Raw genomic sequence first — 14,737 nt, 5'->3', positions numbered from 1 at the left:
CTCCCTTTACGGGCTGACACAGTTGACGAGTTGGAGATCTGGAGAGTTGGAGAGGGACGAGCGCTCTCAGTCGAGCGACACGACCACGGACTTGACCTTTGTGTACGCGGCAAGCGCCTCGGGGCCGTACTCGCGGCCGAAGCCGGAGTCCTTCACGCCGCCGAAGGGGATCGCGGGGTCGAGCATCGCCCAGTCGTTGATCCAGACGATGCCCGCCTGGAGCCGGTTCGCGACCCGGTGGGCGCGGGCCAGGTTGGTGGTCTGGATGCCCGAAGCCAGGCCGTACGGCGTGGAGTTGGCGAGCTGGACCGCCTCGTCCTCGGTGTCGAAGGGCTGGACGGTCAGGACCGGGCCGAAGACCTCCTCCTGGACGACCCGGGAGTCGTTGGTCAGGTCTGCGATCACCGTCGGCTTGTAGTAGTAGCCGCCGTCCAGGTCGAGCCGCTCGCCGCCGCAGACGATCCGCGCGCCCTCCTTGCGGGCCAGCGCCACGTACTCCTCGACCTTGCGCAGGTGCTTTTCCGCCGCCATCGGGCCGACCACGGTCTCGGGCTGCCGCGGGTCACCGACCGGCACCCCGGGCACGGCCTCCGCGAGGATGCCGAGCATGGTCTCGTACACCGGGCGCGCGACCAGCAGTCGCGGGCCGCCCATGCAGAACTGGCCGGTGTTGAAGACGAAGGCCTTGATGACCGCGCCGACCGCCTTCTCCACGTCGGCGTCGTCGAAGACGATGTGCGCCGCGTTGCCGCCCAGCTCCATGGTGACCGGCTTGAGGGCCTCGCCCGCGGCGCTCGCCACATGGCGGCCGATGGCGGTGGAGCCGGTGAAGGCGATCTTGTCGACCCCCGGGTGGCGCAGCAGCGCCTCACCGGCGACCGGACCGGTGCCGGTGACGATGTTGACGACGCCGTCCGGTACCCCGGCCTCCTGGAACAGCTTGGCCATGTAGAGGGCGCTGAGCGGGGTCTCGTCGGCGGGCTTGTGCACCACCGTGTTGCCGGCGGCGAGCGCCGGGCCCAGCTTCGTGCCGGCCAGGATCAGCGGGAAGTTGAAGGGTGTGATCGCCCCGACGACGCCGACGGCCTCGCGTCTGGTGTAGGCGAGCGCGTTGTGGACCGTCTCGCGGGTCGCGCCGTCCAGGGAGAAGACGAGGGCGGCGAAGTACTCGTAGTCGTTGGCCGCGTTCGTCACGTCGACGGCGTGGCAGAGGCTGATCGGCTTGCCCACGTCGAGGCTCTCCAGCCCCGCGATCTCGTCCGCGTTCTCCCTGATGAGCTGGGCGACCCGGTTCAGGATCCGGCCGCGCTCGCGTCCGCTCATCGCGGCCCACGGGCCGCTCTCGAAGGCCTCCCGCGCGGCACGCACGGCCGCGTCCACGTCGGCGGCGGACGCCTCCGCGACGGTCGTGACGACCGTACCCCGGGACGGGTCGACCACCTCGGTACGTGCTCCGTCCGCGGCCTCGCGCCACTGTCCCGCGATGAACAGTCGCCCGGGTTCGATCTCGAAGGTGGTCATCACCACTCCTCAGCCTCATTGCCAAGATTTAAATCAACAGGATTCCTGTTGGTCCGCAGTCTGATTACAGACAGGTTTCCTGTCAATGCTCTAGTCTGAATCCATGGTCAGCACCAAGGCACCCCCCTCACTGCTCTACATGGTCAAGCAGGTGGAGCTCGTAGTGCGCTCCCACCTGGACGATCTGGTCAGACCGGCTGGAATCACCGCACTCCAGTACACCTCGCTCACCGTACTGGAGCGACACGACGGCCTCTCGGCGGCCCAGCTGGCCCGGGACTCGTTCGTCACCGCCCAGTCCATCGCCGACCTCGTCCGGTCCCTCGAGACCCGCGGGCTGGTGCGCCGGGAGCGCAATCCGCGCAATCGCCGAGAGCTGCTGATCCTGCTGACCGACGACGGCCGCGAACTGCTCGAGCGCTTCGTCGAGCCGGTACGGGAGCTGGAGGAGCGGATGATCCGCGACCTCACGTCACACCAGGCCGAGCAGCTGCGTCAGTCACTGTCCAAGGCCTGGCACGCCCTGTCGTAGGCCCGCCACGAAGGGGGCGAGCCGAGGAGGTGACGGAGGAAGGGACAGAAGAGCGCGAAACAGGTGCGAGACACGCGTCGATTTCGAAGACATATGTCAATCGAACATGCTCAAATTCACTCCATCGAGGGTAACTTGCATGGCGGGGACCTCAGTTGCGCCCATCTGCGGCTCCCGCCACCACAGCAGCCGGATGGAGGCGATGTCGCCGTGCAGCAGGAATCCGCACCGCCCACCCGGCATCTGCGTGTCCACCAGGACCGCGGCCATACGGTGCTGGAGTTCCACGGTGAGATCGACATCGCCGCGGCCGTCGAGATCATCCCGCACCTGGACGCGGCCACCGGGAGCCCCGGCGCCCGTATCGTGGTCGACCTGACGAATGTCGAGTTCTTCGACTGCTCGGGACTGCGCCTGGTCTACCGGGCCCGCCACCGGGTGCTCGCCCACGACGGCGACCTCCAGCTCGTCTGCACGCATCCACTCACCCTGCGTGTCCTCAAGGTCACCGGTCTGACCCGGCTGCTGCCGCCCCTGGCGTCGCTGGACGCGGCCCTCGGGCTGCCCGAGGCCGCCTCCGGCACGTTATGACTCCTCGGACCACCGACTGAGACCAAAGGCTGAGACCAACGGCCAAGGCGCACGACTGCTCGCGTCGTCCCCCCTCGCAATTGTTGCGATCCGTCAACAGGACGGTCTGGCAGGGCATTTGGCGGGCATTCGACTCAGCAAGTAGGAAGAAGGAGGTCCGTCGTCATGACGACGTCCATCAAGGCCGTGCGACGCATGCCTCTCTGGGCCAAGGTGCTCGGTGTCGTGGTGCTGATGTTCGCGCTACTGCTGGCCGGGCTCCGGCTGGCGGTGCTCCCCGTACTGGGGGACATCTTCGGCGAGGAGACACACGACCGTTCGGGGCCCGCGCTCCTCGAATCCATCCAGGACATGAGCCGTTACGACGCGGCGTCCGGCAACTTCCAGGTCGTCGTGGACCTGGAGAAGGACACCAAGTACCTGCCTGACGCGATCAAGGGCACGCGTGTGCTCTATGTGGGTGCCGGCACGGTCGACGCCTATGTGGATCTCGGCAAGGTCGCGAAGAGCGACGTGACCGTCAACGACGACCGCACCTCCGCGACGCTCCGGCTGCCGCACGCGGCACTCGGCAAGCCCGCGCTCGACCCCGACCGCTCCTATGCCGTCTCCAAGCAGCGCGGTCTCTTCGACCGGCTCACCGACATCTTCTCCGGCAACCCGAACGACGAGCAGGCTGTCCAGAAACTGGCGGCCCAGCACATCGGCGACGCGGCGAAGGAGAGCGAACTGACCGTGCGCGCCGAGCAGAACACGACCGCCATGCTCAGGGGGCTGCTCGGCTCCCTCGGCTTCACCGACGTGAAGGTCACGTACGGGACCTGAGGGACCTGAGGGAGGAGGCCGGGTCCCGGGGAGGGGGCCGAGACCCGGCCGCGGTGGAATTCCCGGTCCGATCCGGGGTAACTGCCCTTTCACGGGGTTCAGTTGAAGACCGGAGGATGTTGATGGCCCGCTCAGCTCCGCGCTCCCTCTCCGCGCTGCGTCTGCGTCCCGCGAAGGCCGAGAGCAAGCCGCCGGAGAGCCCGTCGAAGTCCCCGGCGAAGCCCAAGCCGAAACCGAGGCCGAAATCCGGGGCGAAGCCCGCCTCCAAGTCCGCGACCAAGCCCGCGCCGAAGCAGGCCTCGAAACCCGCCTCGAAAGCCGCGCCCTCCGCCACGTCACCGAAGACCCCGAACACCCCGAGGACGCCGAAGGCCCTGCGCGCCCTGACCGCCCGGACGAGTCCGAAGGCCTCGGCGCGGCCCCCCGAGGAGGCTGCTCGCCCGAAGCGCCGGCCGTTCGCCTTCCTGGCGCGGGTGCTGACGGTCCTGTGCGCCTTCGTGTTCATGGTGGCGTTCGCCGTGATCCTGGCCCGGCTGACCCTGGAGCCGTCCCCGGCGTCCGTGGCGCTCACCCACAACAACTTCCATCCGGGCCGTTCGCTGCGCGCCTATCTGGACCAGCCCGAAATGCGCGACGCCATCCGCCAGATCGGGGGAAACCTGCTGCTCGGCGTACCCTTCGGCATCCTGATGCCGGTCGTCGCACCCCGGACCCGGGGAGTGCTACGGGTGCTGTTCCTGACCGCGACCGTCATGCTCATGGTCGAGGTGGCCCAGGGCGCGCTGATCACCGGACGCGCCTTCGACATCGACGACGTCATCCTCAACACCACGGGTGCGCTGGTCGGTTACCTGCTCCTGGGCCGTCGACTCAGCCGCGCCGTGCACGCGCCCCGGCGACGGGCTACCTCGTCCAGGTGAGTTTGTCGCCGCCCACCCAGCGGACCGTGTCCGGATCGTCCAGGTCATGGACCGTGATGCCGGCCGCGGCGGCAACCGTCAGTACATCGGTGAGCGCCCGCGCCGCACCGACCACCTCACCGTCGATCTCCACGATCCGGAACGGCGGTGCGCCGGGCTGCACCCCGAGCACCATGATCCGCGGATGGGAGATGTAGGGGCTCGCTATTTCGGTCATAAATCGAGCGTAGAGCGAATCCGGCCATCCTGTACCAGCCAAGGACAGATCAGGAACAGTCACCTCCCTCTCCCCCGTGGTGCGGCCCGGCCGGCCTCGCGCGACGCTGGAGGCGGAGGTGACGATGGCCATGGCGTTGGATCCCGTCGAGGCGCTGGACCGCATCGCCTTCCTGCTGGAGCGCTCGCTGGCCCCCACGTATCGCGTACGTGCGTTCCGTACCGCGATCGAGGTGCTGGCGGAGCTGTCCCCGGACGAGATCCGGCAGCGGGCCGAGGCGGGCACGCTGGAGTCACTCAAGGGCATCGGCCCGAAGACCGCGCAGGTCGTGCGGGAGGCGCTCGACGGACGGGTGCCCGGTTACCTGGAGAAACTGGAGCGGGAGCAGGGAGTGACCCCGCCCGCGCGGGACGGGGACCGGCTGCGGGCGCTGCTGCGCGGGGACTGTCATCTGCACTCCGACTGGTCGGACGGCGGCAGCCCGGTCGAGGAGATGGGCCGTACCGCGGCGCGGCTCGGGCACGAGTGGGCCGTGCTCACCGATCACTCCCCGCGCCTGACGGTGGCGCACGGGCTGTCCGCCGAGCGGCTGCGCGAGCAGTTGGCGCTGATCGAGGAACTCAACGCGACCTGGGCGCCGTTCCGGCTCCTCACCGGCATCGAGTGCGACATCCTCGACGACGGCTCCCTCGACCAGGACCCCGAGCTGCTGGAGCTGCTGGACGTCGTGGTGGTGTCCGTGCACTCCAAGCTGCGTATGGACGCGCGCTCGATGACCCGCCGGATGGTCGCCGCCTTACGAAATCCGCACTCGGACGTGCTCGGGCACTGCACGGGGCGGCTGCTGGTCGGGGAGGAGCCCCGGGGCGGCGGTGGCGGGCGGGGCAAGCGGGGTGGGGGCCGTGCGCGGCCGGAGTCGGAGTTCGACGCGGACGCGGTGTTCGCGGCGTGCGCCGAGACGGGCACGGCCGTGGAGATCAACAGTCGCCCGGAGCGGCTCGACCCGCCGCGCCGGCTGCTGCGGCAGGCCTTGGCGGCGGGCGTGCTGTTCTCGATCGACACCGACGCGCACGCGCCGGGCCAGCTGGACTGGCAGATCCTCGGCTGCGCTCGCGCGGAGGAATGCGGCGTACCGCCCGAACGCGTGGTCACGACCTGGCCGGCGGACGACCTGCTGGCATGGACACGAGAACGCCGACTGCCGTCGGGCCTCGGGACGCCTGTTGTTCCCGGTCGTCGGTGAGCAGGGCGCCGCGCGGCGTCATCGGCGGCGGTTCGCAGACCGGGGTGATCTCACTCAGGCGATCGGAGATCGTTCAGCGCCCCCATCAGCGCGGGGCCCACCACCTCGCGTGCCCACCGCGTGCGTTCCTCGCCCATTGCTCGTGGCACCGTTTCGGTCAGCATGATCAGGTACAGGTAGGCGCGGTACAGGGCGAGCCGCCGACAGGTGGGTTCGTCGAACTCGATGTGCCCGCCCGCTTCCCGGTAGCCGCGCAGGAACGCCTCGTCGTCCCTGATGTCCCGCAGCAGGGCCAGCGACACGAAGTCGGCCACCGGGTCGCCCCAGAACATGCGTTCCCCGTCGATGAGGCCGCCGATCCGGGGTGTCTCCGCCGAGCGGTCCACCAGGATGTTCCCCTGCCAGAGGTCGAAGTGGACCAGGTGGGGAACGGTGACCTCGTCGAGGGTGTCATACGCGGCCAGGGCGGTGCGGGCCACCTCGTCCACCGGGACCGGCAGCCAGGCGTCGTAGCGGACGGCGTCGTCGAGTACGGCGTCGAGCATCGTCGAGAAGGCCGTACGCCAGTCGGGGGCGAGGGGGCCGAGGGCGCCGGAGGGGTAGCCGTAGGCGGATCCGGTGACCTGGTGCAGTCGGGCCACCAGGGCGCCCAACTCGCCCCTCAGGAGGGTCTGTTCGGTGCCTGTCGTGGAGTCGTCCCACGGATCGCCCGGGCAGGCGGTCATCAGCAGATGGTCGTCCCCGATCGCGACGACACTCGGCGCGGGGACGCCGACCGTGCCGATGGCACGGTAGAACTCCGCCTCGGAGACAAGCAGTTGGGACTCGTGTCGCAGTCCCGGGACCGTGTCCGGCGGCGGGACCTTCAGGACGTAACGGCTGCCGTCGGCCAGCCGGAGTTCCTCGACGGTGTTGTACGTCCCGCCGGTCAGCGGGCGGCAGTCCGTGAGTTGGTCCGGTGGCAGACCCGCCGCATCGAGGATCTCCCTGGCCCGCTCCCACGCATCGGTCATCGTCCACGCCTCCCCGTTTCGAACAGCCCCACCGGAACTCGCGTACGGCCCGGAACAGGCTACGGAATCTCCGCCGACCGCGCTCACGCGCCGCAGGGCGAAAGCGCCGTCCCCGCGCCCTCCGGGGCGCCGAACCGGGCGAGGCAGTGCCAGACAAGCTTCAGGTCCTGGAGTTCGTGGCGGCCGGTGCGGGCCGCGTCGCCGATGACGCGTGGGTCGAGATGGCCGTCCTCGGCGATCCGGGCGCCCAGTTCGACCGAGCCGGGCCCCCGGTAGTCGGCGTGGCGGCGCAACTCCCGTACGGAGAGCCGGTATCCGGGGTGCCATTCGAGCGGTACGGGCAGTTCGCGGGCCGCCTCCTCCACCGGTGTGCCGCGATAACTCGCGTCCAGGACCAGTGCCTCGACGTCCCGGGCCAGGGCGACGGGTCCGTGCACCTGCGCCTCGACGTAGTCGTTGAGCGCGTCCTGGGTGTCCGCCTCGGCGAGGGCGAGGAGGGACATGCCGGCGGCGACTCCGAAGTGGTCGGGTTCGGCCGCGCTGTCCGGATAGCAGAAGGTGGCCCGGGCGAGGGTGGCGCCGCCCAGCCGGAAGTGCGAGGAGCCGAACCTCGGCGCGGCGCCCACGACTTGGCGGCGGAAGTTCAACGCGCCGTACACCGGGCGCAGTTGGGCGGGCGCGCTGTCGTAGGCCCCGGCGAACATCCGGCTCTCCCAGCGCCAGCGGTCGCCGCCGGGACGGGCGGTGAGCCCGCCGTTGCTCGTGCCGGTGACGAACTGCGAGCGGTAGAAACCGTCCTGGGCGAGAGCCTCGAGCAGGGGCAGTTCGCCGGCCGTGCGGTCGGGGTGGAAGTTCACGGTCACCCGAAGGTCCCCGGGCACGGCCGGGCCGGCGGAGAGGGCGGCGACATGGCGCAGCGCCTTCGCGTGCACTGAATCGGATGCGGAATCGGATGCGGTTGCGGATGCAGATGTGGTTGCGGATGCGGATTCGGCCACCATGCCTGTCAGGAGATCATCCGGCGGTCCCCAAGATCCACAACTTTAGGGTCAACTCACGTGAGGAATACCTCGCTCCCCTTCGCACACACTTCCGGACTTCGGTGACTACGCTCGGTCCGTTTGTGGGAAAGGAGGTGTGCGCTCGTATGCGAGTGGCACTTGGTGAGTGGACGGCGTCCGCCGTCCGGTTCGTCGGAAAGCACCGCGGGCCCGTGGTCGTCCAGTCGCTGCGGTCGACGGCCGCCGCGACGATCGCGTACGTCGTCGCGCTGCGCGTCAGTCCCGAGGCCGCGCCGCTCACCGCACCGCTGACCGCGCTCCTGGTCGTCCAGGTCACCCTCTACGCCACGATCACCACCGGCATCCGCCGGGTGAACTCGGTGGTCGCCGGGGTCGTCATCGCGATCGGCTTCAGTGTGCTGGTGGGCCTGACCTGGTGGAGCCTGGGACTGATCATCCTGGCCTCGCTGGCCGTGGGACATCTGGTGCGGGTCAGCGAGTTCGTGCCCGAGGTGGCGATCAGCGCGATGCTGGTGCTGGGCGTCACCCGGGTCGGGGACACGGCGTGGGCGCGGGTGCTGGAGACGGTGATCGGCGCGGTCGTCGGGCTCGCCTTCAACCTGCTGTTCGCTCCCCCGGTGTGGGTTGACGAGGCCGGTGAGTCCATCGAGGGGCTGGCACGCCGGGTACGACGGCTGATGCTGCGCATGGGCGAGGAGGCCGCCGGCCGTACTCCGGTGGACCACGCGACCGCCCGCCTGCACGAGGCCCGCCGGCTCGACCACGACATCGTCGAGGTGGACGCGGCCCTGAAGCAGGCGGAGGACAGTCTGCGGCTCAACCCGCGAGTCCGGGAGGGCCTGCTGCACCGGGTGGTGCTGCGCACCGGCCTGGACACGCTGGAGATCTGCACGGTCGTCCTGCGCGTCCTCGCCCGCAGCCTGACCGATCTGGCCAAGGAGCGGGACCCCGAGCCGCTGTTCGCCCCGGAGACGGGCGCGACGCTGGAGCGGCTGCTGTCCGAGATCGGTGACGCCGTGGTCAGCTTCGCCGTCCTTGTCACCACCGACGTGAGTGTCAGCGCCGAGTCGGCGGAGACCCGGCTCGCCACCGAACTCCGGGGCGCGACGGCCACCCGCGACAAGCTGGCCCGGCTGCTCCTGGCGGAGATCCAGCAGAACCCCGGGATCACCACCCAGTGGCAGCTGCACGGTGCCGTCCTGACCGAGGTCAACCGCATCCTCGACGAGCTGGACACCGAGCACCGCTCCCGGCGGCTGCTGGAGGAGCTGGACCGCTGCACCCGGGAGGAAAGGGAGCGGATGCCCTGGGTGGCCCGGCTGCGGAAGTACGTGAAGTACGCGAAGCGGGTGCGGGTGCCCGGCCGGAACCGCCGGGCGGTGTCACGTCGTTCTATGTGACGAACCATGTGGCCAAGTCACATGAAGAGGGACGACTGGGATCGAGGGGGCTGCGCATGGGTGACTCCGAGGTGCGGATCGACGGGAACACACTGCGGCTGCCGGGCGGTGTGTCCGTACGGTTCATCCGCACTCTCCGGCTGCCGGAGACGGGCACGCATCCGCTGCCGCCGGGGCTCGGTGAGTTCCCGGTCCGGCGGGTCGCCGACTATCCCGACACCGTGCCCGAGGCCTGGCGGGCGCGCGGTGGGGTGATGCTGCCGGTGTATCTGCGCGAGGCGATGTGGCTGAGTTTCGGGGGCACGATCCAGCCCGCCGCGTTGCAGGTGGGCGTGGGCAAGGTGTGCGCGGTGTCGGGCAAGCCGTGGAGCGACCGGCTGTCGAGGAAGCCGCAGAACTATGTGGTGCTGCCTCGTCAGCCGTGGCTGGACGGCATCAACTCGGGCGAGGGCACGGTCCGCCAGTTCGTGGCGGTGCCGCTCGGGCTGGGCGCGACCGTGGAGGGCCAGGTCACGGGCGAGGAAGTGTGGGGCGGCGTACAGCTCCAGTCTTTCCCGCTGACCGAGGCGGAACTCGCGAGGTGGCGCGAGGAGGAGCAGCGCCGGGCCGAGCGGGCACGGGCGGCGGCGGCTTCGACAGGGGGCTACGGAGGGGCCGTACCGATGGCGATGGCCGCACCTGCGGCACCCGCCGGTGCGGCGCCCGCGCAGCGGTCGGGGGCGGCCATGGGGCTGGGCGTCGGCGGTTCCATGCGCCAGGAGGTGTACCGGGACGACCGGCCGCTCAAGGCGTGGGCCGAGCGTCCCGCCGGACGGGTGTTCGTACACCTCGTGACGCCACCGGAGTGGCGTCGTATCACCGGCGAGGCCCCGCCCCCGTCGCCCGTGGACCGCGCGGCCTACACGCGGGCCGGCCTGCCCTGGTTCGACTACTTCGACCACGACGCCGAGGACCTCGCCCCATCGGACCCCCTGACGGCCGTAAAGCCGGTCGGCGACTGGCTCGGCGACGACCTCGAGCCGTGGCAGGCGCCCCTGCCCGGCCAGGTGAAGCCGCTGACGGGGAAACCGGTGGAGGACGGGGACTGGTGAACCGCGTTCACCCCCATCCCCATTGCAGCGAGCGCAACGCGCATTGCTGCTCTTGCACTTCACGGGTGATCCGGGTCAGAGTTGCTGTCACCGCTGATCACGGCTGATCACGGCTCGTCCGAGCCGACGCGACCGAGACCCGGGGTGCAGGTATGAGTGGCTGGAGCAGGCGCCGGTTCGTGGGCGTGGCGGCGGGCACCGCCGCCACGGCCTCCGTTCCGGCGAGAGCCATGGCTGCCGTGCCGGTGGAGCCTCCCGCCGCACCGGAGTCACCCGCGCCCGCGACCCCGGCCCCTCGGCCTGCCGCGCCCCGCCCTCTCTTCCTCGGTACCTACACCTCCGTCGAGGGCGGCGGCACCGGCATCGGTCTCGCCACCTACGACCCGGTCTCGGGCCGGGTCACGGGCGCCGGAACCCTCACCGGCGTGGGCGACCCGTCCTTCCTCGCCGCACACCCTGACGGCCGCACCCTGTACGCGGTGAACGAGCGCCAGGACGGCGGCGTGACCGCGATCCGGCTCGGCGGGGAGGGCGAGCGGCACCGGGTGCTCGGCACGCGCGGGACCGGCGGGGCGGCGCCGTGTCATCTGTCGGTGCATCCCAGTGGACGCTGGCTGCTCAGCGCCAACTACGGCTCCGGCAGCGTCGCGGTGCACCCGATCGGCGCGTCGGGCGCGCTCGGCGAGCGCACCGATCTGGTCACGCACTCCAGCCCCGCGCCGGGTCCGGGCCAACAGGGCCCGCACGCGCACCAGTTCGCCACCAGCCCGGACGGTGGTCATGTCCTCGCGGTCGATCTGGGCACGGACACGGTCTACACGTACCGCCTGGACACCGCGCGCGGCACGCTCACCGAGGTGTCGCGTGCGCGGACCCGCCCGGGCGCGGGGCCGCGCCATCTGACCTTTCATCCGGGCGGCCGGTACGCGTATCTCGCGAACGAGGTCGACAACACGGTGGCGGTCTGCGGCTACTCCCCCGCCACCGGGCGCCTGACCATCGGGAAGGCGCAGTCCACGGGGACGGGGGCGGGCACGAGTTATCCGGCCCAGTTCGCGGTGACCGGGGACGGGCGGTACGCGTATCTGGCGAACCGTGGCGACAACAGTCTGACGCGGTACGCGGTGGAGGCGGACGGCGCGCGTCTGCGGCTGATCGACACGGTGCCGGTCGCGGGTGACTTCCCGCGCCATATCGCCCTGGCGCCGGACGGGAACCTGCTGTTCGCGGCGAACCAGCGGTCGGGCACGGTCAGTGTGTTCCGCGTCGACCGCGCGAGCGGTCAACTGCGCCTGGCGGGCGAGCCGTTCGCGTCACCCGTCGCCGTCTGTGCGCTGCCGCTGTAGCGCGCGGGGGCAGGAAGCGGCGCTGGCCCGGGTGAGCAGAATGTGCATGCGCTCGGTGAGCTCGGCGACGGTGTCGGCGGGCCGGTGGAACGCCAGTCGTACGTCGCCGTGGGCGCGGGCCCGCTCGATGCGCAGGGTGAGTCCGTGCCGGTCGACGGCGAGCGGCTGGACCCTGACCGCGCCGTACAGGCTGTCCGGCTCGACCAGGCGGGTGAGTCGCTCGACGGCGTCCGAGTGACAGTCGGCAAGGTGGGTCAGCAGTCCCGCCTCGGCCGTGGCCAGCGGGTCGGGCGCGGCGGCGGCGAAGTCGTCGAGGTCGACGACGACGGCACCGGAGGTCTGGCGCAGCACGATGCGCGTCGGGCGGAACGTGAGCCGCTCGCCCTCGGCCGAGAACCAGCCGGCCATCCACAGCCGGGCGCGGATCCGGTTGCGCACGGGGACGGGCGAGACGTCGGCGAACTCCAGTACGGCCGAGGGTTCGCCGCGCGGGGCGCAGACGGCGGCGGCGAGCAGCGTGCTGTCCGCCGGTACGTCCAGGACCACCGTGCCGTCCTGACCGACGGTGTGCGCGCCGACGAACTCCTCGCGCCCGCCGCCCGCGGTCACCGCGCAGGACCAGGCCGCGGCGAGCACCGAGCGCGCGCGTTCCGCCGCGGCGGGCGCGGCCGTCCAGGTCGGACTGTCACCCATCCCAAACCTCCTTAGGTAAGCCTTGCCTAACCTATCGAAGATCCGGGCGTACGCCAACCACCTCTTTTTCAGGGGCGCGGGGAACTGCTTTCAGGGGCGCGGCCGTCAGGGCGCGAGCGTGCCGAGCAGCGACCGCGCGCACAGCTCCCGCACCTGCTCCCTGGACAGGTCCGAGCCGCGCAGCCACTCCAGGCACACCGCCGTGGTGAACGCCAGCCAGCCCCGGACGGCGAGCCGCAGGTCGGGCCGCTCCTCGGAAAGCCGCCCGAACTCCGAGTCTGCCGCGAGCGCGGCGAGGATCTGCCGCTCCTGCGCGGCCAGCGCCCGCTGGTAGACCTTCCGCACGGCCTGGTCGCCGGAGGCGTCGGCGCGATGGAAGGCGCGATAGCCGTGCGCGTGCTCCTCGACGTACGCGAGGAAGGCGTCGAGGTTCGCGTCCAGCTGCTCGCGCGCGGGAACGCCCGGTACGGCAGCCGTCATCCGCAGCATGCGCTCGCTCTCGCGCTCCACGACCGCCGCGAAGAAGTCCCGCTTGGTCGGGAAGTAGTGGTAGAGCAGCCCGCGCGAGACACCGGCGATCTCGGCGACCTGCTCGATCCACACCTCGTCGTACGGGCTCTCCGAGAACAGCCGCGCGCCGACCGCCAGAAGCTGCTCCCGGCGCTCGCCGGTACTCAGCCTCCGACGTGTGCGCTCCCCCTCTTTCGCGGCCATGCCCGCACCTTACTTGACGTCGGTTCAGCGGCGGGATCAGACTGGCCCCGCTATTGAATCCACGTACAACAGGGTCGACACGCCCCTGGCTCGAGGGAGATGGCGTCATGACCGAGACGGTGACCCGGACCGATCCGTCCGGGGGATTCCGCAGTGCCGAGCAGGGCTGGCCCGAGCTGCACCGGATTCCTCACCCGCCGCACCGGATCCCGCTGCTCGGCGACCTGTTCGGCGTCAGCCCCCGTACGCCCCTCCAGGACTCCATGCGGGTCGGGCGCCGGCTGGGGCCGATCTTCCGGCGCAGGGCGTTCGGCAAGGAGATCGTGTTCGTGTGGGGTGCCGATCTCACCGCCGATCTGGCGGACGAGTCACGCTTCGCCAAGCATGTGGGCCTCGGCGTGGCCAACCTGCGGCCGATCGCCGGGGACGGGCTGTTCACCGCGTACAACCACGAGCCCAACTGGCAGCTGGCGCACGACGTGCTCGCCCCCGGCTTCAGCCGCGAGGCGATGGCCGGCTACCACCCCATGATGCTGGCGGTGGCCGGGCGGCTCACCGACCACTGGGACCGTGAACTGGCCGCAGGCCGGGCCGTGGACGTGCCCGGCGACATGACCAAGCTGACCCTGGAGACCATCGCGCGCACCGGCTTCGGGCACGACTTCGGCTCCTTCGAACGCGAGCGCCCGCACCCCTTCGTGACGGCGATGGTGGGCACCCTGAACCACGCGCAGTACCTGAACGTCGTCCCCGCACCGCTCGCCCCGCTGCTGCTGCGCCGGGCCACGCGCCGCAACGAGGCGGCCATGACCTACCTGAACCGCACGGTCGACGAGCTCGTCCGGGCCCGCCGGGCGTCGGACGGCGGGGGCGGCGGCGATCTGCTCGACCGCATGCTCGACACCGCCCATCCGGAGACCGGTGAACGCCTCGCGCCGGAGAACGTGCGCCGGCAGGTGCTCACCTTCCTCATCGCGGGCCACGAGACGACGTCCGGTGCGCTCTCCTTCGCCCTGCACTACCTCTCCCGGCACCCGGAGGTCGCCGCCCGCGCCCGCGCCGAGGTCGACCGCGTCTGGGGCGGGGCCGCCGTCCCCGGCTACGACCAGGTCGCCAAGCTGCGGTATGTGCGCCGGGTGCTCGACGAGTCGCTGCGGCTGTGGCCGACGGCGCCCGGCTTCGCCCGCGAGGCCCGCCAGGACACGGTGCTCGGCGGCGAGCATCCGATGCGCGAGGGCGCCTGGACCCTGGTCCTCGCCCCGCTGCTGCACCGCGACCCGGCGGTCTGGGGCGCCGACGCCGACCGGTTCGACCCGGACCGGTTCGACGCGGCGGCCGTACGCGCCCGCCCCGCCCACGCGTTCAAGCCCTGGGGCACCGGGGCCCGGGCGTGCATCGGCCGTCAGTTCGCCCTGCACGAGGCGACACTCGTCCTCGGGCTGCTGCTGCGCCGCTACGACCTGAAGCCCGACCCCGACTACCGGCTGCGGGTGGCGGAACGGCTGACGGTGATACCGGAGGGACTGCGGCTGCACCTCGAACGCCGGTCGCCGGGAACGGAGTTGGCGGCCGCCTGAACCGTTACCTCACAGCTGAATCTCCCGCGGTG

General features: G+C 71.0%; 15 protein-coding genes. 9 read left to right on the top strand and 6 right to left on the bottom strand.

The genetic code is table 11. The features are described 5' to 3' along the window. Nucleotides 1-66: 66 nt before the first annotated feature. Nucleotides 67-1,521 (bottom strand): aldehyde dehydrogenase family protein, encoded by a 1,455-nt coding sequence (locus ABZ855_RS40405; RefSeq protein ID WP_360816259.1) that lies wholly within the window; start codon nt 1,519-1,521, stop codon nt 67-69. Between the two features lie 103 nt (nt 1,522-1,624). On the opposite strand from ABZ855_RS40405, the gene ABZ855_RS40400 reads away from it, so the two are divergent. From ABZ855_RS40400 to ABZ855_RS40385, 4 genes are all read left to right on the top strand, one after another. Continuing rightward, complete coding sequence (locus ABZ855_RS40400; protein ID WP_319211505.1) at nt 1,625-2,053, top strand: MarR family transcriptional regulator; 429 nt, start codon at nt 1,625-1,627, stop codon at nt 2,051-2,053. Nucleotides 2,054-2,263: 210 nt separating this feature from the next. Next, nucleotides 2,264-2,644 carry an anti-sigma factor antagonist gene (locus ABZ855_RS40395; protein ID WP_360816254.1) on the top strand — a complete coding sequence of 127 codons (381 nt, stop codon included), beginning with the start codon at nt 2,264-2,266 and terminating at the stop codon, nt 2,642-2,644. Between the two features lie 165 nt (nt 2,645-2,809). Further along, nucleotides 2,810-3,469 (top strand): DUF4230 domain-containing protein, encoded by a 660-nt coding sequence (locus ABZ855_RS40390; RefSeq protein ID WP_360816251.1) that lies wholly within the window; start codon nt 2,810-2,812, stop codon nt 3,467-3,469. 374 nt (nt 3,470-3,843) lie between these two features. Further along, complete coding sequence (locus ABZ855_RS40385) at nt 3,844-4,389, top strand: VanZ family protein (RefSeq protein WP_360816326.1); 546 nt, start codon at nt 3,844-3,846, stop codon at nt 4,387-4,389. Here the strand turns inward: ABZ855_RS40385 and ABZ855_RS40380 are convergent. Beyond that, nucleotides 4,373-4,606: a hypothetical protein gene (locus ABZ855_RS40380; RefSeq protein ID WP_360816248.1), complete on the bottom strand. Its 234-nt coding sequence runs from the start codon at nt 4,604-4,606 to the stop codon at nt 4,373-4,375. The genes ABZ855_RS40385 and ABZ855_RS40380 overlap by 17 nt on opposite strands. A gap of 124 nt (nt 4,607-4,730) precedes the next feature. On the opposite strand from ABZ855_RS40380, the gene ABZ855_RS40375 reads away from it, so the two are divergent. Continuing rightward, entirely contained in the window at nt 4,731-5,849 is a 1,119-nt protein-coding gene (locus ABZ855_RS40375) for a PHP domain-containing protein (protein WP_360816246.1), read from the top strand. Nucleotides 5,850-5,899: 50 nt separating this feature from the next. On the opposite strand, the gene ABZ855_RS40370 is transcribed toward ABZ855_RS40375, so the two are convergent. Both ABZ855_RS40370 and ABZ855_RS40365 read right to left on the bottom strand, forming a co-directional pair. Continuing rightward, nucleotides 5,900-6,862: an aminoglycoside phosphotransferase family protein gene (locus tag ABZ855_RS40370; protein ID WP_360816243.1), complete on the bottom strand. Its 963-nt coding sequence runs from the start codon at nt 6,860-6,862 to the stop codon at nt 5,900-5,902. A gap of 83 nt (nt 6,863-6,945) precedes the next feature. Continuing rightward, on the bottom strand, nt 6,946-7,794 hold the full coding sequence (locus tag ABZ855_RS40365; RefSeq protein ID WP_360816240.1) for a DUF3626 domain-containing protein: 849 nt from the start codon (nt 7,792-7,794) through the stop codon (nt 6,946-6,948). Between the two features lie 215 nt (nt 7,795-8,009). Here ABZ855_RS40365 and ABZ855_RS40360 point away from each other — a divergent pair, with 215 nt between their 5' ends. From ABZ855_RS40360 to ABZ855_RS40350, 3 genes are all read left to right on the top strand, one after another. Continuing rightward, nucleotides 8,010-9,284 carry an aromatic acid exporter family protein gene (locus ABZ855_RS40360; RefSeq protein ID WP_360816238.1) on the top strand — a complete coding sequence of 425 codons (1,275 nt, stop codon included), beginning with the start codon at nt 8,010-8,012 and terminating at the stop codon, nt 9,282-9,284. Between the two features lie 56 nt (nt 9,285-9,340). Then, complete coding sequence (locus tag ABZ855_RS40355; RefSeq protein WP_360816235.1) at nt 9,341-10,375, top strand: hypothetical protein; 1,035 nt, start codon at nt 9,341-9,343, stop codon at nt 10,373-10,375. A gap of 152 nt (nt 10,376-10,527) precedes the next feature. Continuing rightward, entirely contained in the window at nt 10,528-11,721 is a 1,194-nt protein-coding gene (locus tag ABZ855_RS40350; protein WP_360816232.1) for a lactonase family protein, read from the top strand. Here ABZ855_RS40350 and ABZ855_RS40345 read toward each other — a convergent pair. After that, the gene (locus ABZ855_RS40345) at nt 11,689-12,414 is read right to left on the bottom strand and encodes a DUF2470 domain-containing protein (protein WP_360816229.1); all 726 of its coding nucleotides are present in this window, start codon (nt 12,412-12,414) and stop codon (nt 11,689-11,691) included. The two genes, ABZ855_RS40350 and ABZ855_RS40345, sit on opposite strands and share 33 nt — an antisense overlap. 105 nt (nt 12,415-12,519) lie before the next feature. After that, nucleotides 12,520-13,128, bottom strand: a complete 609-nt coding sequence (locus ABZ855_RS40340) for a TetR/AcrR family transcriptional regulator (protein WP_360816226.1) — start codon at nt 13,126-13,128, stop codon at nt 12,520-12,522. Nucleotides 13,129-13,235: 107 nt separating this feature from the next. Here ABZ855_RS40340 and ABZ855_RS40335 point away from each other — a divergent pair, with 107 nt between their 5' ends. Then, nucleotides 13,236-14,705 carry a cytochrome P450 gene (locus ABZ855_RS40335; protein WP_360816223.1) on the top strand — a complete coding sequence of 490 codons (1,470 nt, stop codon included), beginning with the start codon at nt 13,236-13,238 and terminating at the stop codon, nt 14,703-14,705. Nucleotides 14,706-14,737 lie beyond the last annotated feature (32 nt).

This window comes from Streptomyces sp. NPDC047042 (genome assembly GCF_040644035.1).
Classification (GTDB): domain Bacteria; phylum Actinomycetota; class Actinomycetes; order Streptomycetales; family Streptomycetaceae; genus Streptomyces.
The sequence above is the reverse complement of the archived record's forward strand: the minus strand, read 5'-3'. Positions and strand labels throughout refer to the sequence as shown.

Bases quoted from the DNA above. Each gene is read 5' to 3' on its own strand.
- ABZ855_RS40405 (WP_360816259.1), bottom strand. From the start codon at position 1,521: ATGACCACCTTCGAGATCGAACCCGGGCGACTGTTCATCGCGGGACAG.
- ABZ855_RS40400 (WP_319211505.1), top strand. From the start codon at position 1,625: ATGGTCAGCACCAAGGCACCCCCCTCACTGCTCTACATGGTCAAGCAG.
- ABZ855_RS40390 (WP_360816251.1), top strand. From the start codon at position 2,810: ATGACGACGTCCATCAAGGCCGTGCGACGCATGCCTCTCTGGGCCAAG.
- ABZ855_RS40380 (WP_360816248.1), bottom strand. From the start codon at position 4,606: ATGACCGAAATAGCGAGCCCCTACATCTCCCATCCGCGGATCATGGTG.
- ABZ855_RS40375 (WP_360816246.1), top strand. From the start codon at position 4,731: ATGGCCATGGCGTTGGATCCCGTCGAGGCGCTGGACCGCATCGCCTTC.
- ABZ855_RS40370 (WP_360816243.1), bottom strand. From the start codon at position 6,862: ATGACCGATGCGTGGGAGCGGGCCAGGGAGATCCTCGATGCGGCGGGT.
- ABZ855_RS40360 (WP_360816238.1), top strand. From the start codon at position 8,010: ATGCGAGTGGCACTTGGTGAGTGGACGGCGTCCGCCGTCCGGTTCGTC.
- ABZ855_RS40355 (WP_360816235.1), top strand. From the start codon at position 9,341: ATGGGTGACTCCGAGGTGCGGATCGACGGGAACACACTGCGGCTGCCG.
- ABZ855_RS40350 (WP_360816232.1), top strand. From the start codon at position 10,528: ATGAGTGGCTGGAGCAGGCGCCGGTTCGTGGGCGTGGCGGCGGGCACC.
- ABZ855_RS40345 (WP_360816229.1), bottom strand. From the start codon at position 12,414: ATGGGTGACAGTCCGACCTGGACGGCCGCGCCCGCCGCGGCGGAACGC.
- ABZ855_RS40340 (WP_360816226.1), bottom strand. From the start codon at position 13,128: ATGGCCGCGAAAGAGGGGGAGCGCACACGTCGGAGGCTGAGTACCGGC.
- ABZ855_RS40335 (WP_360816223.1), top strand. From the start codon at position 13,236: ATGACCGAGACGGTGACCCGGACCGATCCGTCCGGGGGATTCCGCAGT.